A 22,743-nucleotide genomic window follows, 5' to 3' on the forward strand; every position below is an offset into this window, starting at 1 on the left:
CGGATGCGTCAGACTGGTTGGCGGGGAGGGGGTGGACCATGTCCACATCGGGGAATGACGCCGTCGTCACGGCGAAGGTCTTCGGCGCACGACTGCGCGAGGTCCGCGGAAAACTCACTCAGGAATGCGTCGCCAAACGGTCGGTGCTCGGCCAGGACGCGCTGACCCGGCAACGGGTGTCCAACATCGAGAACGGCCTGGTGCCGACCACCGGGCAACTGCGCTGCTATCTGCGGGGGTGCGGGAAGCCCGAGCTGTTCGAGGACTTCGAACGGATCCGAAACGAGGTGGCGGCGAGCCCGCCGGACGGATCGCCTGCCCGGCCATGGCGAAGACGCGCGATCCGGGTGGGCTCGGCGGTGGCCGCCGTGCTCGCCGCCGCGTCCGTCGTGCTCGTGCTGTCCACGGACCGCTCCAGCCCGGTTCCGGCGGCCGTCGTCGCTCCGGAGTGCGCGGAGGGCTTCCTCTGTTTCTGGCCGGAACCCGGCTACCGCGGGGCCAAGGTGCAGCTTCCGCCCGACTGGGCCGGGGACGGCCGCCAGTGCGTCCCGCTGCCCTTCCCCGCGAGGTCGATGGCGAACCGCAGCGCGGAACGGCACTGGGGCTACGCCGGGCGGGACTGCGCCGGTGGCGACCGCACGATTCTGCAGCATCGCGGGGGCACCGAGCCCTCGATCCTGATCCAGTCCTACATCCACACCTGAGCTCCGCCCGGTCACCCGAGCGGGGTCACGGGGGCGGCGACTAACCTGGCCTGCTGTGCGAGACGACGAGCTGACCGGGATGGGGCTGGCCGACGAGGGGCTGACCCGCCGCCTCAAGGCGCTGGCCTGCACCGCGCCCTTGCACGACCTCGACGCGCGCAAGGCGAAGCTGGACTGGGCGGACGCCACGATCTACCAGATGGCCGAGATCGCGCTGCACACGATCGACCAGGTCACCGTGTCGATGGACTTCGACACCGGCGCCGACCACGAACAGGTGATCGTGCGGCTCCTGCCGTTCGTCGCGCTCCAGGCGCCGGGCCGGACGCCGGACGAGCACGCCAAGGTCGCGCGCTGGGTGCTCGACAACCTGATCAACGTCGGCACCACCGATCGCGGGTTCCGCCGGGTCTACGGCTCGATCGGCCCGGGTGGCGGCTACCAGCGGCGGCAGTTCGACTTCAAGCTGCTCGTCGAGCTGGCCGCGCCCGACGGCGAGGTCTACCTGCGCGCCACCGACGAGGCGATCAACGTGCTCGTCGGCGCGCTGGACACCGATGTCGAATCCGCCCAGATCGCGGCCGAGGTCAAACTCGAGAACCTGATCAACCGCGGCCGCCTCGCCGACGCGAAGCTCGCCGCCGAACAGGCTCGCTACCGCACCGTCCAGTACGGCGAGACGCTGCGCGCGAAGCTCGACGCCACCCGGCGCGACGTGCGCGCGGTCGACTGGGAGCGCGAGGTCCCGGACCTGCTCGACCAGGCGTTGTCCCATATCGAGTCCCGCTTCCGCGCCGAGAACGCGATCCTCAAGAACATCACCGCGTCCCGCGACGAGACCGAGGACCTCGACCGCAAACGCCGAGCCGCCGAACTCGTCGACATCGTCGGCGACTGCATCCGCCGCCACACCAGGTTGCAGTCACGGCTCGCCGACGCCGGGGCGGTCTTCCGCGCCGAGCAGGACCGCCAGCAGTTCTCCGGGCCGCCGCAGCGCGCGACGATCGACCTGTTCGGCCAGCTTCTGATGCCGACGCTGGGCCTGCCGATCGCCGACGCCGTCGCGCCCGCCGAGTCGTTCTTCCACGCCGGGGCCGGGATCTCCCCGCCGACTGTGCCGTCGCTGTCCTCGCTGGTGTCGCTGCTGCTGCGGCCGGCACCGGAACGCGACCAGCTCGTCGGCGAGATCCCCGAACCCGAGCTGATGCCCGCCGACGTCACCGACAAGTTCGGCGACGAGCAGTGGCGCCTCGCCGACGACCTGCTCGACCTGCCCGAGGTGCCGCGAAGACTGTCCGGGCTGCTCGAAGAGGCGCGCCAGATCGATCCGAGGCTGCCCGCCCTGGTCGCGTTGCGGGCGGTGCACGCCTACAGTCCCGAGGTCGGCGCCGCGCTCCGGCTGGGGGAGCGCCAGGTGTTGCTGGCCGTCGACGACGGAACTTTGCTCGAAGACCCCGAGTTCGGCGGAGCGGATCTGCTGCTTTCGTCGGCCAGGGTCGATCGTGAAGACCAGGAAGAGGAGGAGGTCGCGTGACGACGGGGTTTTCTACAGGGGACGTCGAAAACGCGGCCCGGCTCGTCTCGTTCGGCATGCGCCCGAAGCAGTTGCCGTCGCGGGACGTCGTCTACGGCGACCTCGTCCGGCGCTACGGCGAGGACAGGGCGTTCAAACAGCTCACGCACGCCGTCGCGGCCGGGCTCGGGCTGATGGTGCTGGAGGTCAATCTCCAGGCCGGTGCCGTGCTGGCGGCGACCGACGAGTCCGTCTTCGAGATCAAGATGGACAGCTACGCGCGGCAGAGCAAGATCCGCGAGCGCCGCGAGACCGAAAAGGTCCTGCACGGGCTCATCCACCTGGCCACCGCCGCGCTCGGCTACCCGCGCCCGGACGACCTCGCCAACGACACCTACATCGGCCGCGTCAGCGTCGAGCAGGTGGACGCGATGGTGCGTGAGGCGTGCCGGATCCTCGACGAGCGCGCGGCCGAAGCCGAGTCGAACAACGATCCGCTGGCCGACGCGCCCGAACTCGAACAGGCCTGGCGCGCCTACGCCCGGCGTCCCGCCGCCGCGGCGACCAAGGACGGCAGGCTGGCGTCGGACACCACCCGCGGCATGGTCGCGCGCGCTTTGCGCTTCCTCGCTGATCAAGGTTTTCTCGTCCAGGTCAGCGGGGAACAGGGCGGGACCTACCGCACGACACCGCGCTATCAGGTGCAGGTGCGCGAACTCGCCGCCGACGCGGCCTTCGACGATCTGCTCGCGCTGAACGTCGTCTCGGTCGCCAACGGCGGCGGGACGTTGCGCGCGGCCGCGTCGGACACGCTCTAAAGGGACGGCGGGCGGAGCAGCAGTGACAAGCGGAAATCAGCCGACAGAAAGCCGCCCCGGCCGCAGGCCCCGCTATCGCGGCGGCAAGGCGCCGGGTAGCGCGGCATGGGAATCGACGGGAACCAGCGCCCTGGCGACGCGATCGCGGACGCGGGTTCTCGGATAAGGGGACGGAATCGATGTACGAGCTTTCGCGGGTTCGCCTGCACTCGGTGGGCCCGTCGGGCGCGCGGTACCAGGACGTCGTGCTGGACTTCAGCGGCGTCGGCGCGGCCATCACCGCGCCCAAGCAGGACGCGCTGTTCAGCGCCGGGATCCATCTGGCGGGGGAGGGGCCGCCGCGGCGGCCGTCCCCGGCGAGCGTGCTGTTCCTGGAGAACGGCGGCGGCAAGTCCGTCCTGATCAAGCTGATCTTCTCGGTCATGCTGCCCGGCCGCCGCCAGGTCGTCGGCACGACGAACACCAAGGTGCTGGAGAAGTTCGTCGCCGCCAAGGACGTCTCGCACGTGGCCTTGGAGTGGCTGCAGGTCGAGACCGGCCACCGGGTGATCACCGGCAAGGTGTCGGAATGGCGCGGGCACGTGGTGTCGGCGGATTCGGAGAACCTCGTCGACTCCTGGTACTGCTTCCGTCCCACGCCTTCGCTCGATCTGGATTCGCTGCCGCTGACCTCGGACGGCAGGCTGCTGACGATGTCCGGCTTCCACGACCAGCTCGACAAGGTGCACGGCGGCGAGCCGGAACTGGAGCTGTTCTGGACCCGGCGCCACCACGAGTGGACGTCCCGGCTGGACGGCCTCGGCCTCGACACCGAGCTTTTCCGGTACCAGCGCGCGATGAACGCCGGTGAGGGCGAGGCGGCGGACGCCTTCGCGTTCAGCACCGACGAGGCGTTCGTCGAGTTCCTGCTGCGCGCGGTGCTTTCGGAGGACGAGCCGAAGGACCTCGCCGAGGTCGTCTCGACCTACGCGCACAACCTCGCGCAGCGCGGGGATCTGCTGTCGGAGCGGGACTTCGTCGCCGGAGCGCTCGAACTGCTCGCACCGCTGGCCGAGGAGGAAGGCGTCGCCGCCGCGTCGCGGAAGCTCGCCGACGCGGCCCGCGCCGAGATGCGGACGCTGGCCGGTCAGGTCGCCGCTCGCGACAAGCTGGAGAACGAGCGGCTGAGCGGGCTCGATCAGCACGTCGACGAGGTGAAGTCCGCGGAGAAACTGGCCGAGGGCGACCATCGCCGTCTCACCGCAGGCGTCACCGAACTCCGGCGCCTGGTCGGGAAACTGCGGCTGGACGAGGCCCAGGAGAGCAAGAAGCGGGTCGACGGCGAACTGGCCGAGGCCAAGACCGCCGCCGAGGCCTGGCGTGAATGCGCCACCGTGCTCAACCACCTCAACGCCGCCCGCAAGGCGCGCGATTTCCGCGAACTGGTGGGGAATCGCGAGCAGAAGGCGCAACCCGCGCTGCAAGCGCGCAACACCGCCGCGGCCGCGCTCGCCAGGGGGCTGCTGGCGCTGGCCAAGAACGCGACCGAGCAGGCCGCGAACGCCGAAGCGCATGTCGGTGCCCTGCGCGCGGAAGCGGAGAAAGCCCAAGCCGAACGCGACGAATCGGCCAACCTCGCCGCTTCGCGCCGCGCGGAAGCCCGCGGGCTGGGCGCGAGGATCGCGGAGATCCGTGAGGAGATCGCGGAAACCGTCCGCGCCGGTGTGCTCAAGGCCGGTGCCGACGTCGCCGAAGCGGCGCGCGCGGCCCGGACCGAGGCCGAGACGACCGCCGCCGAACTCGTCCGCCGGGAACAGGAACTCGAGCGCGTGGCCGAGGATCTGCGGTCCGCGCAGGCCACCGTCAACGACGCGCACCGGCTCGCCGGGTCCACGAAGGACCGGCTGGAACGCGCCGCCGAGGAACTGGACCGGGCCAACCGGCGCACCGACGCGCTCGCCGTCGAACCCCGGCTGACCGAACTCCTCGGCGCGGACGACGTCGCGCTGGAGACGGATCTTCCGGTGCTGCTGGAGCGGCTTCGCGAGGCGGGTTCGACCGCGGAGAAGGAACAGACCGCGTTGCGGATGGAGGAATCCGTCGACGAGCGCGCGCTGAACGCCCTCGGCTCCGGCGGTCTCCTGCCCGCCACCGAAGAGGTCCAGGCCGCGTTGGACGCGCTGGAAGCCGCCGGGATGAACGCGTGGTCCGGCTGGCGTTATCTGTCTACTTTGGACAAGAAGCGGCGGGCGGCCGTGCTGGCCCGCGCGCCCCAGCTGGTCTCGGGGATCCTGCTCAACGAACCGGACCAGGTCCGGCTCGCCGAGAAGGTGCTGGCGGAGCGGCGCTTGCTGCCCACCACGATCATCCCGGTCGCCACCACCGGGGCCACCACGACCGACCGTCTGCCGGGCGAGGCGGGCATCGAATTCCTCGTCCCGCCCAACCCGGCGATGTACGACGAGGAAGCCGCCGACGCCGAGCGCGAGGCCATCGCGCTCCGCCACGCGGAACGGCAGCGCCGCCTGGAAGCACTGGCGACGTCGCTGGCCGACGACAGCGCGCTGTCCTGGAAACTCAAGACCTGGCGCGAGGACTACCCGCCCGGCAGCATCGCGACGCTGGCCGAGCAGTCGCAGAACGCGCGCACCGCGCACGAGACCGCGCGGACCGCGTTGGACCAGGCGGAAAAGGAGTTCCAGCGCCTCGGTGAGAAGGCGACCGGGTTGCGGGAGCGCGTTCCCGAGCTGCGCACGGCGTCGGCCGAGGCGGGGGAGCGGGCCCGGGGCCTGGAGGCGCTCGCCACCCGCGTCGCGAAGATTCCCGAGTGGACGGACGACGTCGAGCGGGCTTCGGAGACCGCCGAGCGGGCCGAGTCGACGGCGGCCGAAGCCGCGGCGAAGGCCTCCCGGCTGCGCGAGCAGGCCGGTGAGGAACAACGCACCGCCGACGGGCACCGCCGCACGGCGACGACCGCGAAGTCGGAACTGGCCGAGGTGCCGGGATCGAGCGACGTCACCGAGGACGACCCCACACCCGCCGAGCCGGTGGACGCGTTGCGGCGCACCTTCGCGTCCGCGTCCGAGGCGTACTCGAAGGTCGAGGTCGGCAGCGATCTCCGGGCCGAACTCGACCAGGCGGAGAGTGTCGAGGCGTCCGCGCGGGCGTCCGTCGAGGCACTGGACGACGCCGTCCGCGAGCGGGCCCTGACCTTGCTGGAGACGCCCGACGGTTCCGACGTTTCGGCACGGGCGGCCGCGCAGGCGCGGGCGAACCGCGCGGTCGCGGTGCTGGAGGACGAACGCACCGAGATCGTCGGCCTCGTCGCGACCCGCAAGGCGGAACTGAGCCAGCTCCCGGAACAGCCGTCGGCACTCGCCGCGATCTCTTCCGACGCGCGGCCGCAGGACATCGAGCACGGTCTGGCGCTGATCGACGACGCCAGCCTCGAAGTCTCCGCCGCCGCGCGGAAATGGGAGGAACTGCAGGAACGCCGTGCCGCGGCCGAAGCGACGCTGGAGTCCGCGAAGACGTCCGCGTCCGGCTTCGGCTTGCTGGCCGAGTCGATGGCGCACCTTCTGTCCGAAGAGGACGACGCGGCGGCGTTCGACGGCGACGTCGAATCGGCTCGTACCAAGCATTCCCGGCTCAACGCCGCACTCACCGAGGCGCAGGACGCCGCCGATGCGGGCGACCGCCGGGTGCGGGCGGCGGCCGACCAGCTCGCGCAATACGCCACGGACAAGCGGTTCGAGAAGCTCAGTACGCCGGTGCGGCAGCAAGTGATCTCGGTCCGCCGCGACCAGCTGCCCGCGCACGCCGCGGAATGGGCGGAGGCGTTGCGACCGCGGCTGCGCACGCTCACCGACGATCTCGCGCAGATCGACCGGCACCGCGGCGGCATCATCACCCGCTTGCAGGGCATGGTCGACGGCGCGCTGCGCACTCTTCGCGCGGCACAACGGGTTTCGCGACTGCCGGACGGTCTCGGCGATTGGTCGGGCCAGGAGTTCCTGCGGATCCGTTTCACCGAGCTCGAAGAGAACGTGCTCGCCGAGAAACTGGGCGAGGTCGTCGACGAGGCCGCGGTGGGGAAGACCTCCGACGGCCGGGACGTCAAGCGGGACGGGCTTTCGCTCGTGCTGCGCGGCGTGCAGGCCGCCGCTCCCAAGGGCTTCCGGGTCGACATGCTGAAGCCGGACTCCGTGCTGCGGACCGAACGTCAGCGCGTTTCCGAGATCCGGGACGTGTTCTCCGGCGGGCAGCAGCTGACCGCGGCGATCATCCTGTACTGCACTTTGGCGGCGCTACGGGCCAACAACCGCGGCAAGGCCCGCAACCGGCACTCCGGCGTGCTGTTCCTCGACAACCCGATCGGCCGCGCGTCCGCCGGGTACCTGCTGGAGCTGCAGCGGGCGGTGGCCGAGGCGCTGGGTGTCCAGCTGATCTACACGACCGGCCTGTTCGACGCCGGCGCGCTGAGCGAGTTCCCGCTGATCGTGCGGCTGCGCAACGACGCGGACCTGCGGGCGGGGCGGAAGTACCTGTCCGTCGACGCGACCATCCGCAACGCCACCGACGAACTCGGGGATCCGGACGGCGTCGCGCGGCTTTCGGCGACGCGGTTGTTCACCCGGCCTGCCGAGGAGCCGGAAGCGGAGGAAGAGACGGCCTGACGAGGGTGTGGCACGACGTGGCACGGTGGGGCACAGGATGCTAAAGTGTGAGTATGAGCGTTCAGCACGAGATCTCCCAGCGTGATCTCCGGAACCGGTCCGGCGAGATCATGGACGCGGTCGAGCACGGTGAAACCTTCACCGTGACCCGCAGCGGCTCGCCCATCGCCCAGCTGGTTCCGCTCTGTCGCCGGCACGCCGTTTCCCGTGAGCAGTTCGCCACCGGCTCGGCGAACGCTCCACTCATCGACCCGGACAGGTTCCGCGCGGACCTCGACGACGCTTTCGAAGGTGAGGCGGACGATCCCTATGGCCGCTGAGGTTCACGGCCTGCTCGACACGAACATCCTCATCCTGCGCCGGACGATCGATCACGCCCAGCTGCCGGATTCGATGTCGATCAGCACGATCACGCTCGCCGAGCTTTCGGCCGGACCGCACTACGCCGCCGACCCGGCCGAGCGGGCCCGGCGCACGGATCTGCTGCAACGGGTGGAATCGGAGTTCGATCCGTTGCCGTTCGGTACCGAGGCGGCCCGCATCTTCGGCCGGGTGTCGGCGTCCGTGCTCGCGATGGGCAGGACACCCCGGCGGCGAGTCGCCGATCTGATGATCGCCAGTGTGGCCATCGCGCACCGGATGCCGCTCTACACCACGAATCCACAGGATTTCGAAGGCCTGAAAGAACTTCTCGACGTCGTTCCGGTCACCCGGCCGGCTTGAGCGCCTCCCGGGCCGAGGCGCGGTACTGCCCGGGAGCTTGGCGCCGTGCGCGCCGGAATGCCCGGCTGAACGCGTACACCGACGTGTAGCCGACAGAGTGGGCGATTGCGTCCACCGTGTCGCCGGTGTCGCGGAGCCGGACCGCGGCCAGGTCCATCCGCCACTGGGTGAGGTAGTCGCCGGGGGTCCGTCCGGTGGTTTCACGGAAGCGGCGGGTCAGCGTGCTGCGCGAGGTCGACAGTTCCGCCGCGAGCAGGTCGGTGGTCCACGGTTTCGCCGGGTCCTCGTGGATCTTGACCAAGGCCACGCTGATCAACGGATCGCCGAGGACGCCGAGCCAGGTTCCCCGCGTCTCGGCCGGTTTCTCCGTCCGCCATACGCGGAGCAACTGGACCAGGAGGATGTCGACGAGCCGGTTGAGGACGAACTCGGTGGCGATCTGCGGGCGGGCCAGTTCGCGCGAGAGCAGGCGGACGGTGTCGTCGAGGCCGCCACCGCCGTGGTCCGCGCGGATGTGCACCAGTTCCGGCAGGGTGGAGAGCACCTGGATGGACACCGCCGGGTCGTAGTCGTACGACGCGCCGAGGATGTGGGTCTGCACGTCCCCGGAGCCGAGACGCAGTACTCCGCCGCACTTGCGCGCTCGCTCCGCCGCCGTGCACAGCTGGGGAATGATCGGGGCCTCCGGCGCGCTGCGCAGGGTGTGCTCGGACCCGTTCGGCAGCAGGACGACGTCGCCGGGCATGAGCTGTCTCGGCGGGTGGCCCGGCAGGTCCAGCCAGGCCGTACCGCAGGTGACGGCGTAGAAGGCCGCGCCGGCGATGCGGTGCCAGAGGATCCCCCACGCGCCGGACGCTTCGATCCGGGCTCCGGCGGCACCCCGCACGCCGCCGACGGCGAGTGTCTCGGCCAAAAGGTCCATGGAGCCGAGGATAATGCGACAGACGGACAAGTTCATGGTCGTTTCAGGCATCGATACGGTCACCCGCTGCGTCATACGATCGGGTTCATGGCAGAAACGATCGACTTCGACTTCGACGAGATCAACCGCGGCGTGATCGCCGAGTTCCGCGAGACCGGCGGCAAGGCGGGTGGCATGTTCGAGGGCTTCCCGCTGGTCCTCGTCCACCACACCGGCGCGAAGTCCGGCACCCGGCGGATCGCGCCGCTCGTCCCGCTCCTGGAGGACGACCGGATCTACATCTTCGCCAGCAAGGGCGGCGCTGACGACAACCCGGCGTGGTTCCACAACCTGGTGGCCAATCCGGACACCAAGGTCGAGCTCGGCACCGAGACCTTCCCGGTCCGCGCACGGGTGCTGACCGGCTCAGAGCGCGACGACGTCTACGCCCGGCAGTCCGCCCTCATGCCGCAGTTCGCCGAGTACCAGAACAAGACGAGCCGGGTCATCCCGGTCTTCGAGCTGGCCCGGAGCTGAGCGACGGCCGGACCGGGCACGCGCCCGCCCGGTCCGGTCTTACCGCCTGGCGGAGGAATGCGGCGAAACACGACCGAAGACCGCTGTGCTGTCCCTAGCATCCTCGCCATGCCTTCGGATTCGCCGCAAAACGGCTACGGGTTCCCCGACCTCACCCCGTTCACTCGGACAGCCGTCCGCCTGCATCCCCGAGCGGGTGCGCCGACCGCGCACGACAGCCACATCGGCGGACCGTTGCTGTGGCCCGCCGATGAGCCGTGGCCGCACTGTCCGGATACCGCGCCGAACGAGGTGGCGCCGGGCGTGATCCACACGCCGGCGGCCGAGGTGGAAGCGGCGCACCCGGACGACAAGGCGATGCCGCTGGCGGGCGTGGCGCAGTTCTTCCGGCAGGACTTCCCGAAGCTGCCGTTCCCCGACGGCACCGACCTGTTGCAGGTGCTGTTCTGCCCGGACCCGCATGACGGCCGCGGCTACTGGGGGCCGGGTGTCCAGGTGGTCTGGCGGAATTCCGCCGGGGTGACCGATCTGCTCGAGAGCCCGCCCGAGCCGTTCCAGACCGAGGACTACGAGTACCTGCCCGCACGGCCGTGCTCGTTCGCGCCTTGCGAGGTCGTCGACCATCCGCGCCCGTCGGAGCTGCCCGCCGAGCTCAAGGCGACGCTGACTTTCCTCGATGAGCTCGGAAATTTCGTCGATGACGATGTGGAAGACGCCTGGCCTCCGCTGGCCACCGGCTCCAAGCTCGGCGGGCTGAACTTCTGGTGGACGTCCGACCCCGACGATTTCCCGCTGACCTGTCCGGAGTGCGGTGCGGGTCTAGATCTCCTGCTGGCCTTGGAAAGCGCGGAAAGCCAGGACGACGGGTGCCCCTGCGAGCAGCCGGACGACGGTCCCGGCTGGGAGCTGGCGGCTTCGTCGGTCAACGTCTTCGTGTGCGGCGCCGACGCGCGGCACGCGATCAGGCCGCACGCGGACTGATTCCGGAGTTCTGTCGGGACCCGGTGGTAGAACCGGTCCGTGACCCTCAAGATCGACGTCCGCCAGCGCCGTGCCCGTCTCGCCGTGCGCCATCGCCTCGCCACGCCCGCCCCGTCGGTGCGGGCCGCGGCGGACGCGGTCGTCGCGTTGCACGCCACAGACCCGGCGACGGTCCACCTCTCGGCGTGGGCGAGGGTCAAGGGAGACGGCGTCGCGGAACTGGAGAACGCGCTCTACGAAGAGCGCACGCTGGTGCGGATGCTCGGCATGCGCCGCACGGTCTTCGTGGTCGGACGGGAGAACGTGGCCCTGGTCCAGGCGGCGTGCTCGGCGGACATCGCCAAGAAACAGCGCCGCCTGCTCGAACAGCACCTCGGCAGGCAGGGACATCCCGAGAACGTGCCCGATCCGGAGCGCTGGCTGGCCGACGTCGAGGACGCGACCGAGCGCGCGCTCAAGGCCCGCGGTACCGCGACGGCACAACAGCTCGTCGAGGACGAGCCCCGGCTGAGGCAGCAACTCATCATGGCGAAGGGAAAGCCGTACGAGGCGATCGCCAACGTCACCAGCCGGGTCCTGTTCCAGCTCGCGGTCGACGGCCGGATCGTGCGCGGGCGCCCGCGCGGGAGCTGGATCAGCAGCCAGCACTACTGGGCCCCGATGGCGGACTGGCTGCCGCAGGGCATCGCCGAGTGGGACGCCGACGAGGCCAGAGCCGAACTCGCCCGTAAGTGGCTTCACGCCTACGGCCCGGCACCGATCGCGGACCTGCGATGGTGGACGGGCTGGACGGCAGGCCAGACGAAGAAGGCACTCGCGGCCGTTCAGCCGATCGAGGTCGACCTCGACGGTGTTCCCGGCGTGGTGCTCGCCGACGACCTGGAGCCGGTCGCGGAGCCCGGGCCGTGGGTGGCGCTGCTCCCGTCGCTCGACCCGACGTCGATGGGGTGGATCGAGCGGGACTGGTACCTCGGGCCGCACCGCGCCCCGCTGTTCGACGGCACGGGCAACATCGGGCCCACCGTCTGGGCCGACGGCCGGATCGTCGGCGGCTGGGCTCAGCGTCCGGACGGCGAAGTCGTCCACCACTTCCTGGAAGACGTCGGCTCGGACGTCGAACGGGCCGTCGAGGCGGAGGCGAACCACCTGGCCGGGTGGTTCGGAGAGGTGCGAGTCACGCCACGGATGCGCACCCCGCTGGAGCGACGGCTAGCACAACGAAGCTGAGAGTTTTCAGCAGACGTCCTGGTGGCGAACCACTTAATCGATTCTTGACCTGACCCACCGAGTGGTGGAAGTCTCGTCAGGGCAAAGAGGGTCGCCCGAGCACGCACGCTAGGGTTGCGCCCGAGTAAAGGACGTCTTACCGGGGCGATCCCGGACGAGTCTCTAGGGAGTGGCAGCAGTGACGGTTCGCGTAGGTGTCAACGGCTTCGGCCGCATCGGCCGCAACTTCTTCCGGGCCGTGCAGGCCGCCGGTCACGACATCGAGGTGGTCGCGTTCAACGACCTCGGCGACGTCGCCACGATGGCCCACCTGCTGAAGTACGACTCCATCCTCGGCCGCTTCCCGGGCGAGGTCAGCGTCAGCGACGAGGGCATCGTCGTGGACGGCAAGACGATCAAGGCCCTCGCCGAGCGCGACCCGGCCAACCTGCCCTGGGCCGACCTGGGCGTGGACGTCGTCGTCGAGTCGACCGGCTTCTTCACCAACGCCGACGCCGCGAAGGCGCACCTCGCCGGCGGCGCGAAGAAGGTCATCATCTCCGCGCCCGCCAAGGGCGAGGACCTGACCGTGGTGCTGGGCGTCAACGACGACAAGTACGACGGCTCGCAGAACATCATCTCGAACGCCTCCTGCACCACCAACTGCCTCGGCCCGCTGGCCAAGGTCCTGCAGGACTCGTTCGGCATCGAGCAGGGCCTGATGACCACCATCCACGCGTACACGCAGGACCAGAACCTGCAGGACGCGCCGCACAAGGACCTGCGCCGCGCCCGCGCCGCCGCGCTGAACATCGTCCCGACCTCGACCGGTGCCGCCAAGGCCATCGGCCTGGTCCTGCCGGAGCTGCAGGGCAAGCTGGACGGCTACGCGCTGCGTGTCCCGATCCCGACCGGCTCGGCCACCGACCTCACCGTCACGCTGACCAAGAGCGCGACCCTCGAGGAGATCAACGCCGCGTACAAGGCCGCCGCCGAGGGCCCCCTGGCCGGCATCCTGCGCTACAACGAGGACCCGATCGTTTCGGCCGACATCGTCACCGACCCGGCGTCCTGCATCTACGACGCGCCGCTGACCAAGGTCATCGGCAACCAGGTCAAGGTCATCGGCTGGTACGACAACGAGTGGGGCTACTCCAACCGCCTCGCCGACCTCGTCAAGCTCGTCGGCAACAAGCTTTCCTGACCGATGGCGCTGAAGAACCTCGAAGACCTGCTGAGCGGGGACGTTTCGGGCCGGTTCGTACTCGTACGGTCCGACCTGAACGTCCCCCTCGACGGGGACAAGATCACCGACGACGGCCGCGTCCGCGCGGCCCTGCCGACCCTCAAGCGCCTCGCCGAGGCGGGCGCGAAGGTGGTCGTCACGGCGCACCTCGGCCGTCCCAAGGGCGAGCCGGACCCGAAGTTCTCCCTCGCGCCCGTCGCCGCGAAGCTCACCGAGCTGCTCGGCGTCGACGTCCCCCTGGCCGGTGACCTGGTCGGCGAGTCCGCCAAGGCCACCGTCGCGGGCCTGACCGACGGTCAGGTCGCCCTGCTGGAGAACGTGCGTTTCGACGCGCGCGAGACCAGCAAGGTCGAGGCGGAACGTCAGGAACTGGCCGCCGAGCTGGCCGCGCTCGTCCCGGGCGGCGCGTTCGTCTCCGACGGCTTCGGTGTCGTGCACCGCAAGCAGGCCTCGGTCTACGAGATCGCGCGGGCGCTTCCGGCGTACGCGGGCGGTCTGGTGCTGGCCGAGGTCGACGTCCTCAAGAAGCTCACCGAGGACCTCGCGCGGCCGTACGTCGTCGTGCTCGGCGGCGCGAAGGTGTCGGACAAGCTGGCGGTGATCGCCAACCTGCTGACCAAGGTCGACAGGCTGCTCATCGGCGGCGGCATGGCGTACACCTTCCTCAAGGCCCAGGGCCACGAGGTCGGCAAATCGCTGCTGCAGGAAGACCAGCTGGAGCAGGTCGCCGGTTTCCTCGCCGAGGCGGAGAAGCGTGGCGTCGAACTGATCCTGCCGGTGGACTTCCTCGCCGCGACGGGCTTCGCCGCCGACGCCGAGTTCGACGTCGTCGACGCGTCGGCCATCCCGGCCGACCGCATGGGTCTCGACATCGGCCCGAAGTCGCGCGAGCTGTTCGCGGGCAAGCTGGCCGACGCCGCGACCGTGTTCTGGAACGGCCCGATGGGCGTGTTCGAGTTCGAGTCCTTCGCCGGCGGCACCCGTGCCGTGGCCGAAGCGCTCGTCAAGAGCGACGCCTTCACCGTGGTCGGCGGTGGCGACTCCGCCGCGGCCGTGCGGCAGCTCGGCCTCCCCGAGGACGGCTTCTCGCACATCTCGACCGGCGGCGGCGCGTCGCTGGAGTACCTGGAGGGCAAGGAACTGCCCGGAGTCGCTGTGCTGGGAGAGAACGACTAGTGGCGCGCAAACCGCTCATCGCCGGCAACTGGAAGATGAACCAGAACCACCTCGAAGCCATCGCGCTGGTTCAGAAGATCGCCTTCGCCCTGCCGGAGAAGTACTACGCGAAGGTCGACGTCGCGGTCCTGCCGCCGTTCACCGACATCCGCAGCGTCCAGACGCTGACCGACGGCGACAAGCTGTCGCTCACCTACGGCGCCCAGGACCTGTCGCCGCACGACTCCGGTGCCTACACCGGTGACGTGTCGGGCGTGATGCTGAAGAAGCTGGGCTGCAGCTTCGTCACCGTCGGGCACTCGGAGCGGCGCGAGTACCACGGCGAGTCCGACGAACTCGTCAACAAGAAGGTCAAGGCCGCGCTCAAGCACGGCATCACGCCGATCCTGTGCGTGGGGGAGAAGCTCGAGGTCCGCGAGGCCGGCGAGCACATCGCCCACACCACGACCCAGCTGGTCGAGGGCCTCAAGGGGCTCAAGAACGAGCAGGTCAAGGACGTCGTCGTCGCCTACGAGCCGGTCTGGGCCATCGGGACCGGCAAGGTCGCGACCCCGCAGGACGCCGAGGAGGTGTGCGGAGCCATCCGCGCCACCCTCGCCGAGAAGTACGGTGCCGAGGTCGCGTCCTCGGTCCGCGTGCTCTACGGCGGCTCGGCGAAGGCCAACAACATCAGTGACCTCGTCGCCTGCGAGAACATCGATGGTGCCCTCGTTGGTGGTGCGAGCCTGGATGGTGACGAGTTCACCAAACTCTGCGCACTCGCCGCGGGCGGGCCCCTGCCCTGATCGGGGCACCAACCGGGTAACCTGTGTATCCGGTCCGTCACACAGCAGTGGACGAGTCCAGGAGTACGGTGTGTTCTGGTAGTCACGAACTATCGGCACGCACCGTTTTCCTGCATTCTCCAAGAGCGCAGAGGATGACATGAAGCTGTTCCTGCAAATCCTGTTGATCGCCTCAAGCTTTTTCCTGGTGGTCGCCGTGTTGCTGCACCGCGGTCGTGGTGGCGGTCTGTCGTCGCTGTTCGGTGGCGGTATGCAGTCGAGCCTTTCCGGCTCGAGCGTGGCCGAGAAGAACCTCGACCGGATCACGCTCCTGCTGGGCGCGGTGTGGCTGATCAGCATCATCGGCCTGGGGCTCCTGCTCAAGGTCTGATCGATCCAGGTGTTTCGGCGTGCCTATGGGGGGCGCGCCGCCGATCCCTATAGGTGTGAGGATTCATGGTTGGCGGTAACGCGATTCGGGGCACCCGTGTGGGTGCCGGTCCTTCGGGCGAATCGGAACGGGGTGAGTCGGCGCCGCGGCGCCGCATTTCCTACTGGTGTGCCAACAGGCACGAGGCGCAGCCGTCGTTCTCGATGGACGCCGAGATTCCCGAAGAGTGGGACTGCCCACGCTGCGGGCTTCCGGGTGGGCAGGACGAGAAGAACCCGCCTGCCGCGCCTCGGACCGAGCCTTACAAGACCCACCTCGCCTACGTGAAGGAACGGCGTTCCGACGCAGACGGCGAGGCCATCCTCGCCGAGGCGCTGGAGCGGTTGCGCCAGCGCCGGGAGATCTAGCCTCCGGTCTTCCAGGGCTGAAGCCCGCGTCCGCGATCCCGTCGCCAGGACGCGGGCGTTTGGCATGTCAACGCCAGGTCGGCGGGTGCGCCCCGCCGCCGGAGACGCGGGTTCAGCGCGCCTCCACCGACCGGCCGGTCACCGGTCGAGCGGATACCGGGCACGCACCCGGAACCCGCCGTCCTCGGTGTCGGCGGTCTCGAAGCTCCCACCCAGCAGTCGAGCGCGTTCGGCCAGACCGGTCAGCCCATGCCCTCCCGACGGCAGGGACGCACCGGACGTCCGGGCGCGCTCATTGCGTATTTCCACCTTGAGGGAACCGTGCTCGCCCTGGATCCGGATGGTCGCGGTGGCGCCCGGTGCGTGTTTGTGCACGTTGGTCAGGCATTCCTGCACCGTCCGGTAGGCGGCCGCCGAAACCTGACTCGGCAGGAGATCGGGGATCCGCTCTACGGTGAGGTGCACCGGGACGTCCGAGCCGCGGATCAGCCGGTCGAGTTCGTTGATCCCCGGCCGCGGCCCGTCGTCCTCGGAGCCCGAGCGGAGCACGCTCACGAGCGAACGCAGCTCTTCCAGGGTCTTGGTGCTGAGTTTCCGGATGACCAGTGCGGTCTCGAGCGAGCGGGGGTCGGTGGTCTGCGCCTGCAGCGCGCCGGCCTGCATCGCGATCAGCGTGATCTGGTGCGAGACGACGTCGTGCATCTCCCGCGCGAGGCGGGCACGTTCCTCCGCGCGGACCGCGTCGGCGTGGAAGCGGCGTTCGCGGTCGCGGCTGGCGGCGAGTTCGGAGAGTTTCTGCGAGATCTCGGTCCGAGCCCCGATGAGCAGGCCGATGGCCACCGGCATCCCGGCGACGATGACGCCGTAGATCCCGTCCAGGACGTGTTCACGCCAGCTGAGCTCGACGAAGTCGGCCAGCGGCCACTGGACGAACCGGCAGGTGAAGACGAGTGCGAACCCCGTCCAGGTCTGCCAGTGCATCTGCTTGCGGGTGGCGAGGAAGCCGAGCGCGATCATCGCGGCCAGCTGGGACCATCCCGCCAGGAAGCCGGGGACGGTCACGATCACCGCGAGGAACGGCAGCTTGCGGCGGAAGGCGAGGCCGAGGCACGCGGCGCCGGACAGGTAGATGGAGTACGGCTGGGCCTTTTCGGGGATCACCAGCCACACGTCGAGTGCGGCCAGGAAGATCGCGAGTGTGTCGACGCCCAGTGCGACCAGCGCCGGACGTTTGATCTTGGCGAACGACATGACCCCGGCGGCACGGCGCATCCGATCGGCGGCGTCCGCTCCGGAGCCGCCCACCGAGATACCTGGCATCGAGAGACCCTCTGTGCTCATCGCTGGCGACCTCACTCGTCTTGTGGACTTGAATGAAGAGACGTGTTCTTCGCCCGATCGGGACGCGCAGGAACGAACAAATGTGCGGATGCTAACGGGTGGATGTACCAGGACGGTAAGTTTCCCCCAGTCGGGCTAGCGACTGTCCGGTCACTGTCCGTTCTGCGGACAAGTGCATGAACGTTCGGTCGGTCGGATCCACACCGGACCACCTGGGCTCGGTGGTCCGCTGATCACTTCGACGGATACCGGCGCCGGTTCTGACGCCAGTGATGCCGGTTTTTGATCTTCGTCACGTTTCGTGGTCGCACGGTGACCCTTCCGTGCGTCCTTCCTGACCTTCAGGGTAGAGAAGAGAGACCCTCCCGGAGTTCCGCCATGGGGGTGTTGGAGGCCTCCCGGATACGCGTGAAGGCCCTCTTCCCTCGGTTGAACCGGAGGGAAGAGGGCCTTCACGCGCAAAGAGAAGGTCAGCCCGCAGGTGTTTGATAGACCTTCGTCAGCTTCGAGGCGGAGCCCTGGTCCAGCAGCCAGAGCGTGCGACGGCTGCCGCGTGCTCCCGCCACCGGGATCTGGACCTCGCCCGCACCGGCCAGCGCCTGTGCGACGGCGTCCGCCTTGGCGTCGCCGCCGGTGACCAGCCAGATGTCCTGCGCGCGACGGATCGCGGGCAGGGTCAGCGAGATCCGGGTCGGCGGCGGCTTCGGGCAGTCGCGGACGGCGACGACCGAAAGCTCCTTCTCGTACACCGCGGGGCTTTCCGGGAAGATCGAGGCGGTGTGCCCCTCCCCGCCGAGGCCCAGCAGCATGATGTCGAAGGCCGCGTCGGTGGCCGCCAGGACCTCCGCGTAGGCCGCGGCGGCGGCATCCACGTCGTCGCCGAACTCGCCGTCGGAGGGTGCCATGGCGTGCACCCGCTTCGGGTCGAGCGGGACATGGTCGAGCAGGGCCTCGCGGGCCTGCTTCTCGTTGCGCTCGTCGGAGTCCGCCGGGACGAACCGCTCGTCGCCCCAGTAGAGGTCGAGACGCGACCAGTCGATGGCGTCACGGGCGCTGGAGTCACGCAGTTCCCGCAGGATCGCGATCCCGGTACCGCCGCCGGTGAGCACCACCGAAGCCGAGCCCTTGGCGGCCTGGACGTCGACGATCCGGGTGACCAGCCTGGCCGCCGTGGCGGCGGCCAGGAGGTCCGGGTTCTCGTAGACGACGACCTCGGTCTTGCTCATGAGGCGCTCTTCTTCGAAGCGGCGACAGGGGCCTTCTTCTTGGAAGCGGCCGGGGCCGCCTTCTTCGCCGGAGCGGCCTTGACCGTGGTGCCCGACGAGATCTTGGAGAGCCCGTTCAGTGAAGCCTCGTAGACCTCGTCCGGGTCGAGCCGCCGCAGCTCCTCGATCAGGCAGTCCTTGTTGTCCCGCCGCTGCAGGGCGATCCGCCGCGTCGGCTGGCCCGGCTGGGTCAGCGTGCCGACCCGCCCGTCCGGCCGGTGCAGTTCCACCGCGCCGGAACGCCGTTCCAGCGTCACCGAGATGATGCCCGCGGCGCCGGTGCTCTTGACCCGCTTCACCGGCACCTTGAGGTACTCGGCCAGCCAGCCGGCGAGCAGTTCGGTCGACGGCGAGTCGGCCTCGCCGGTCACGGTCGCCCCGGTGACCTTCTCGTGCGGCGGAAGGTCCAAAGCGGACACCAGCTGGGCGCGCCAGCTGGTCAGCCGGGTCCACGCCAGGTCGGTGTCACCCTCCACATAGGACTTCGCCCGGGTGGTGAGTGCCCGCACCGGCGCCTTTTCCGCCGCGGAGTCGGTGATCCGGCGCTGGGCCAGCTCACCGAGCGGGTCCTTGGCGGGCGCCTTCGGGCCGGTGCCGGGCCACCAGGTGACGATCGGCGCGTCCGGCAGCAGCAGCGGCACGACCGCGCTCTGCCCCTGCGAGGCCAGCGGACCGTAGAGCCGCAGGACGATGACCTCGCTCGCGCCGGCGTCGCCGCCGACCCGGATCTGGCCGTCGATCCGCGGTGCCGCGGTCCGCGCGCCCTTGGCCACCACGATCACCCGCGAGGGGTGCTCCCGGCTGGCCTCGTTGGCGGCTTCGATCGCTTCTTCGAGCCGGTCGTCGTCGTCGGCCACTATGACCAGCGTCAGCACCCGGCCGAGTGCCACCTGCCCGCCTTGTTCGCGGATCTCGACGAGTTTCTTGTTCAGCTGCGACGTCGTGGTCGACGGCAGGTCGATGATCACGGACGCCTCCAGTTCCGGCCGGTACGTTCCAGCATTTCGTCCGCGGACGGCGGCCCCCACGAACCGGGCGGGTACGCCTCGGGCGCGCCCTTCTTGGCCCAGTGGTCGAGGATCGGGTCCAGGATCTCCCAGGACAGTTCGACCTCTTCGTTCACCGGGAACAGCGACGGCTCGCCGAGCAGCACGTCCAGGATGAGCCGCTCATAGGCCTCCGGGGACGACTCGGTGAACGCGTGCCCGTAGCCGAAGTCCATGGTGACGTCGCGGACCTCCATCGTGGTCCCCGGCACCTTCGACCCGAACCGCAGCGTGATGCCCTCGTCGGGCTGCACCCGGATCACCAGCGCGTTCTGGCCCAGTTCCTCGGTCGAGGTCGAGTCGAACGGCAGATGCGGCGCCCGCTTGAACACCACGGCGATCTCGGTGACCCGGCGGCCCAGCCGTTTGCCGGTGCGCAGGTAGAACGGCACGCCCGCCCAGCGGCGGTTCTGCACCTCCAGCGTCACCGCGGCGTAGGTCTCGGTGGTCGAGTCCTTCGCGAAACCGTCTTCCTGCAGCAGGCCCGGCACCTTCGAGCCGCCCTGCCAGCCGCCCGCGTACTGCCCGCGCGCGGTGGTCTCTTCCAGCGGTCCCAAGGGTTTCGTCGCCGAAAGCACCTTGACCTTCTCGGACCGCAGCGCGCGCGGCGCGAACGAGACCGGCTCCTCCATCGCGGTCAGCGCGAGGAGCTGCAGCAGGTGGTTCTGGATGACGTCGCGGGCGGCGCCGATGCCGTCGTAGTACCCCGCGCGGCCGCCGAGACCGATGTCCTCGGCCATGGTGATCTGCACGTGGTCGACGTAGTTGGCGTTCCAGATCGGCTCGAACAGCTGGTTCGCGAACCGCAGCGCCAGCAGGTTCTGCACCGTCTCCTTGCCGAGGTAGTGGTCGATGCGGAACACCGACTCCTCGGGGAAGACGTCGTTCACGATCTCGTTGAGCTCCTTGGCGCTCTTGAGGTCGCGGCCGAACGGCTTCTCGATGACCACGCGGCGCCAGGTCTCCTCGCTCGCGTCGGCGAGGCCGGAGCGGGCGAGCTGCTTGGTCACCACCGGGAACGCGCTCGGCGGGATCGACAGGTAGAACGCGGTGTTGCCGCCGGTGCCACGTTCGGCGTCGAGGTCCTTGACCGTCTGCGCGAGCCTGTCGAAGGCGTCGTCGTCGTCGAAGGTGCCCTGCACGAAACGGATGCCTTCGGCGAGCCGGTTCCACACCGACTCCTTGAACGGCGTCCGCGCGTGCTCCTTGACCGAGTCGTGCACGAGCTCGCCGAAGTCCTGGTGTTCCCAGTCCCGGCGGGCGAAACCGACCAGCGAGAACCCGGCGGGCAGCAGCCCGCGGTGGGCGAGGTCGTAGATCGCCGGCATCAGCTTCTTGCGGGCGAGGTCACCGGTCACGCCGAAGATCACCAGGCTGGACGGCCCGGCGATCCGCGGCAGCCGCTTGTCGCGCGGGTCGCGCAGCGGGTTGCTCCAGGCTCGGGTCACTCGCCTGCCTCCTGTACCGCGCGGACCAGTTCGGCCAGGCCGGCGGCCCGGTCGGTGAGGTGCAGCCGCAGCACCGGGCGACCGTGCTCCGCGAGCACCTGGCCGTCGCCGAGCGCCTGCGCGTGCTGCAGGACGCCGAGCGTGTACGGCCGGTCCGGCACGTCGAGATCCTGCTCGACGGCGCCGGTGATCTGCAGGAAGACCCCGTTCTGGTGCCCGCCCTTGTGGTACTGCCCGGTGGAGTGCAGGAACCGCGGCCCCCACCCGAAGGTGGTCTGGCGACCGGTCCGCTTGGCGATCTCGCCGCGCAGGAGCGATGTCGACGCGTCGTCGAGACGGTCGAGGTACGCCTGCACCGCGATGTAGCCGGTTTCCGGTGCGGAGTCGAAGAAAGCCCGCAGAATGTCCGCGAGCTTCCCTTCCGTGGCAACGCCTGCCGAGCCGAACACCTCGACCGCGCCGTCCACAGTGGACGGCTCTTCGCCGCCCTTGAGCTTGTCCGGGTTGTCGAGCAGCGACCGCGCGGCCTTCTTGGCGGCCTCGACGTCGGGCTGGTCGAACGGGTTGATCCCGAGCAGCCGTCCGGCGAACGCGGTGGCGAACTCCCACAACAGGAACTGCGCGCCGAGCGAGCCGGTCACGGAGATCTTCGCGGTGCCTTCGGCCTGACCGACGGCCACCGGGGTGGCGTCGTCCTTGGCGTCGGCGAACCCGGGGGAGTCCGGACCCTCGACGGCGACCGGAAGGAGACCGGTGCCCTGCTTGCCGGTGGACTCGGCGATCAGCTGCTCCGCCCAGTCGGCGAAGCCCTTGATGCCGGAGCCGGTGTCAGCGATGACGACCTTCTCGGCGCCCTTTTCGTGCGCCGCGACCCAGGCCGCCGCCAGCTTGACCGCGGGGTTGTCCGCGGAGTCGGCTGCCAGCGTGTCCGCCACCGAAGCGGCCTGGTCGAGCAGGCGGGCGACGTCCGCGCCGGCGAGCCCGGCCGGGACGAGCCCGAACGCGGTCAGCGCCGAGTAGCGGCCGCCGACGTTCGGGTCGGCGAGGAAGATCTTGCGGTACCCCTCCTTTTCGGACAGTTCCGCGAACGGCGAACCCGGGTCGGTGACGACCACGATCCGCCGGCTCGCGTCGATGCCCGCGTCGGCGAAGGCCTTCGCGAAGATCCGCCGGTGGCTGTCGGTCTCGACGGTGCCGCCGGACTTCGACGACACGACGATGACCGTCCGCTCCAGGTCACCGGCGAGCGCGTCGGCGACCTGACCCGGGTCGGTGGTGTCGAGGACGGTCAGCGCGACGCCGTCCGTCGCGGTGATCACTTCAGGTGCCAGCGACGAACCGCCCATGCCGGCGAGGACGACGCGGTCGACGCCCTCCGAGCGCAGGTCGGTCCGCAGTGCCTCGATCTCGCCGATCAACGGCCGCGAGGACTTGTGCAGCGTCGTCCACGAGAGACGGATCGACGCTTCGGACTCGGCTTCGGGACCCCACAGTGTGGCGTCCTGGGACGCCAATTTCGATGCGACCTGATCGGCGACGAGCCGCTCCGCGAACGGAGCGGCCTCGCCGGCCAGGGCGGCGTCGACGATTTCGACGCCGGTCGTTTCCCCTGCCATGGTCG

20 protein-coding genes are annotated in these 22,743 nt (G+C 69.8%); 14 read left to right on the forward strand and 6 right to left on the reverse strand.

Annotation, left to right across the window (positions count from 1 at the left end):
• Positions 1-38 precede the first annotated feature (38 nt).
• The 6 genes from BKN51_RS06610 (at position 39) to BKN51_RS06635 (ending at position 8,413) form a co-directional block, all read left to right on the forward strand.
• Positions 39-704 carry a peptidase inhibitor family I36 protein gene (locus BKN51_RS06610; protein WP_101606768.1) on the forward strand — a complete coding sequence of 222 codons (666 nt, stop codon included), beginning with the start codon at positions 39-41 and terminating at the stop codon, positions 702-704.
• A gap of 79 nt (positions 705-783) precedes the next feature.
• Complete coding sequence (locus BKN51_RS06615) at positions 784-2,238, forward strand: hypothetical protein (protein ID WP_101613081.1); 1,455 nt, start codon at positions 784-786, stop codon at positions 2,236-2,238.
• Positions 2,239-2,294: 56 nt separating this feature from the next.
• Entirely contained in the window at positions 2,295-3,035 is a 741-nt protein-coding gene (locus BKN51_RS06620) for a hypothetical protein (RefSeq protein WP_101613082.1), read from the forward strand.
• 179 nt (positions 3,036-3,214) lie between these two features.
• A complete protein-coding gene (locus tag BKN51_RS06625) occupies positions 3,215-7,690 on the forward strand; it encodes a hypothetical protein (protein WP_101606769.1) in 4,476 nt (1,491 codons plus the stop codon).
• 53 nt (positions 7,691-7,743) lie between these two features.
• Positions 7,744-8,010, forward strand: coding sequence for a type II toxin-antitoxin system Phd/YefM family antitoxin (locus BKN51_RS06630; RefSeq protein ID WP_101606770.1), 267 nt, complete (start codon positions 7,744-7,746; stop codon positions 8,008-8,010).
• Complete coding sequence (locus BKN51_RS06635; RefSeq protein ID WP_101606771.1) at positions 8,000-8,413, forward strand: type II toxin-antitoxin system VapC family toxin; 414 nt, start codon at positions 8,000-8,002, stop codon at positions 8,411-8,413. The genes BKN51_RS06630 and BKN51_RS06635 overlap by 11 nt, the downstream gene beginning before the upstream one ends.
• Here BKN51_RS06635 and BKN51_RS06640 read toward each other — a convergent pair.
• Complete coding sequence (locus BKN51_RS06640) at positions 8,397-9,335, reverse strand: AraC family transcriptional regulator (protein ID WP_101606772.1); 939 nt, start codon at positions 9,333-9,335, stop codon at positions 8,397-8,399. The two genes, BKN51_RS06635 and BKN51_RS06640, sit on opposite strands and share 17 nt — an antisense overlap.
• An 87-nt stretch (positions 9,336-9,422) precedes the next feature.
• On the opposite strand from BKN51_RS06640, the gene BKN51_RS06645 reads away from it, so the two are divergent.
• The 8 genes from BKN51_RS06645 to BKN51_RS06680 all read left to right on the forward strand — a co-directional run bounded on the left by BKN51_RS06645 (position 9,423) and on the right by BKN51_RS06680 (position 16,022).
• The gene (locus tag BKN51_RS06645) at positions 9,423-9,851 is read left to right on the forward strand and encodes a nitroreductase/quinone reductase family protein (protein ID WP_101606773.1); all 429 of its coding nucleotides are present in this window, start codon (positions 9,423-9,425) and stop codon (positions 9,849-9,851) included.
• Between the two features lie 108 nt (positions 9,852-9,959).
• Positions 9,960-10,832 carry a hypothetical protein gene (locus tag BKN51_RS06650; protein ID WP_101606774.1) on the forward strand — a complete coding sequence of 291 codons (873 nt, stop codon included), beginning with the start codon at positions 9,960-9,962 and terminating at the stop codon, positions 10,830-10,832.
• A 39-nt stretch (positions 10,833-10,871) separates the two neighbouring features.
• Positions 10,872-12,059 carry a winged helix DNA-binding domain-containing protein gene (locus tag BKN51_RS06655; protein WP_101606775.1) on the forward strand — a complete coding sequence of 396 codons (1,188 nt, stop codon included), beginning with the start codon at positions 10,872-10,874 and terminating at the stop codon, positions 12,057-12,059.
• A gap of 178 nt (positions 12,060-12,237) precedes the next feature.
• The gene (gene gap / locus BKN51_RS06660; protein ID WP_101606776.1) at positions 12,238-13,242 is read left to right on the forward strand and encodes a type I glyceraldehyde-3-phosphate dehydrogenase; all 1,005 of its coding nucleotides are present in this window, start codon (positions 12,238-12,240) and stop codon (positions 13,240-13,242) included.
• Between the two features lie 9 nt (positions 13,243-13,251).
• Complete coding sequence (locus BKN51_RS06665) at positions 13,252-14,460, forward strand: phosphoglycerate kinase (RefSeq protein ID WP_269467470.1); 1,209 nt, start codon at positions 13,252-13,254, stop codon at positions 14,458-14,460.
• Positions 14,460-15,245, forward strand: a complete 786-nt coding sequence (gene tpiA, locus BKN51_RS06670) for a triose-phosphate isomerase (RefSeq protein WP_101606778.1) — start codon at positions 14,460-14,462, stop codon at positions 15,243-15,245. Before BKN51_RS06665 ends, tpiA begins: the two co-directional genes overlap by 1 nt.
• Before the next feature lie 139 nt (positions 15,246-15,384).
• Entirely contained in the window at positions 15,385-15,615 is a 231-nt protein-coding gene (secG, locus tag BKN51_RS06675; protein ID WP_005152283.1) for a preprotein translocase subunit SecG, read from the forward strand.
• Between the two features lie 65 nt (positions 15,616-15,680).
• Positions 15,681-16,022 (forward strand): RNA polymerase-binding protein RbpA, encoded by a 342-nt coding sequence (locus tag BKN51_RS06680; protein WP_026467877.1) that lies wholly within the window; start codon positions 15,681-15,683, stop codon positions 16,020-16,022.
• A gap of 138 nt (positions 16,023-16,160) precedes the next feature.
• Here the strand turns inward: BKN51_RS06680 and BKN51_RS06685 are convergent, their stop codons facing one another.
• The 5 genes from BKN51_RS06685 to BKN51_RS06705 form a co-directional block, all read right to left on the reverse strand.
• Entirely contained in the window at positions 16,161-17,363 is a 1,203-nt protein-coding gene (locus BKN51_RS06685; RefSeq protein ID WP_168214282.1) for a sensor histidine kinase, read from the reverse strand.
• Positions 17,364-17,833: 470 nt separating this feature from the next.
• Positions 17,834-18,589: a 6-phosphogluconolactonase gene (gene pgl, locus BKN51_RS06690; protein WP_101606779.1), complete on the reverse strand. Its 756-nt coding sequence runs from the start codon at positions 18,587-18,589 to the stop codon at positions 17,834-17,836.
• Positions 18,586-19,596 (reverse strand): glucose-6-phosphate dehydrogenase assembly protein OpcA, encoded by a 1,011-nt coding sequence (gene opcA, locus BKN51_RS06695; protein ID WP_101606780.1) that lies wholly within the window; start codon positions 19,594-19,596, stop codon positions 18,586-18,588. The genes pgl and opcA overlap by 4 nt, the downstream gene beginning before the upstream one ends.
• The gene (zwf, locus tag BKN51_RS06700) at positions 19,593-21,122 is read right to left on the reverse strand and encodes a glucose-6-phosphate dehydrogenase (protein ID WP_101606781.1); all 1,530 of its coding nucleotides are present in this window, start codon (positions 21,120-21,122) and stop codon (positions 19,593-19,595) included. Before zwf ends, opcA begins: the two co-directional genes overlap by 4 nt.
• The gene (locus BKN51_RS06705; protein WP_101606782.1) at positions 21,119-22,738 is read right to left on the reverse strand and encodes a glucose-6-phosphate isomerase; all 1,620 of its coding nucleotides are present in this window, start codon (positions 22,736-22,738) and stop codon (positions 21,119-21,121) included. Before BKN51_RS06705 ends, zwf begins: the two co-directional genes overlap by 4 nt.
• Positions 22,739-22,743: the final 5 nt, after the last annotated feature.

This window comes from Amycolatopsis sp. BJA-103 (genome assembly GCF_002849735.1).
GTDB lineage: Bacteria > Actinomycetota > Actinomycetes > Mycobacteriales > Pseudonocardiaceae > Amycolatopsis.

What these genes read in the sequence shown, in the direction of transcription:
- BKN51_RS06680 (WP_026467877.1), top strand. Translation starts at nt 15,681, where the DNA reads ATGGTTGGCGGTAACGCGATTCGGGGCACCCGTGTGGGTGCCGGTCCT.
- secG (WP_005152283.1), top strand. Translation starts at nt 15,385, where the DNA reads ATGAAGCTGTTCCTGCAAATCCTGTTGATCGCCTCAAGCTTTTTCCTG.
- BKN51_RS06610 (WP_101606768.1), top strand. Translation starts at nt 39, where the DNA reads ATGTCCACATCGGGGAATGACGCCGTCGTCACGGCGAAGGTCTTCGGC.
- BKN51_RS06635 (WP_101606771.1), top strand. Translation starts at nt 8,000, where the DNA reads ATGGCCGCTGAGGTTCACGGCCTGCTCGACACGAACATCCTCATCCTG.
- BKN51_RS06645 (WP_101606773.1), top strand. Translation starts at nt 9,423, where the DNA reads ATGGCAGAAACGATCGACTTCGACTTCGACGAGATCAACCGCGGCGTG.
- BKN51_RS06640 (WP_101606772.1), bottom strand. Translation starts at nt 9,335, where the DNA reads ATGGACCTTTTGGCCGAGACACTCGCCGTCGGCGGCGTGCGGGGTGCC.
- BKN51_RS06650 (WP_101606774.1), top strand. Translation starts at nt 9,960, where the DNA reads ATGCCTTCGGATTCGCCGCAAAACGGCTACGGGTTCCCCGACCTCACC.
- BKN51_RS06630 (WP_101606770.1), top strand. Translation starts at nt 7,744, where the DNA reads ATGAGCGTTCAGCACGAGATCTCCCAGCGTGATCTCCGGAACCGGTCC.
- BKN51_RS06625 (WP_101606769.1), top strand. Translation starts at nt 3,215, where the DNA reads ATGTACGAGCTTTCGCGGGTTCGCCTGCACTCGGTGGGCCCGTCGGGC.
- pgl (WP_101606779.1), bottom strand. Translation starts at nt 18,589, where the DNA reads ATGAGCAAGACCGAGGTCGTCGTCTACGAGAACCCGGACCTCCTGGCC.
- BKN51_RS06620 (WP_101613082.1), top strand. Translation starts at nt 2,295, where the DNA reads ATGCGCCCGAAGCAGTTGCCGTCGCGGGACGTCGTCTACGGCGACCTC.
- BKN51_RS06705 (WP_101606782.1), bottom strand. Translation starts at nt 22,738, where the DNA reads ATGGCAGGGGAAACGACCGGCGTCGAAATCGTCGACGCCGCCCTGGCC.
- BKN51_RS06685 (WP_168214282.1), bottom strand. Translation starts at nt 17,363, where the DNA reads ATGAGCACAGAGGGTCTCTCGATGCCAGGTATCTCGGTGGGCGGCTCC.
- BKN51_RS06615 (WP_101613081.1), top strand. Translation starts at nt 784, where the DNA reads ATGGGGCTGGCCGACGAGGGGCTGACCCGCCGCCTCAAGGCGCTGGCC.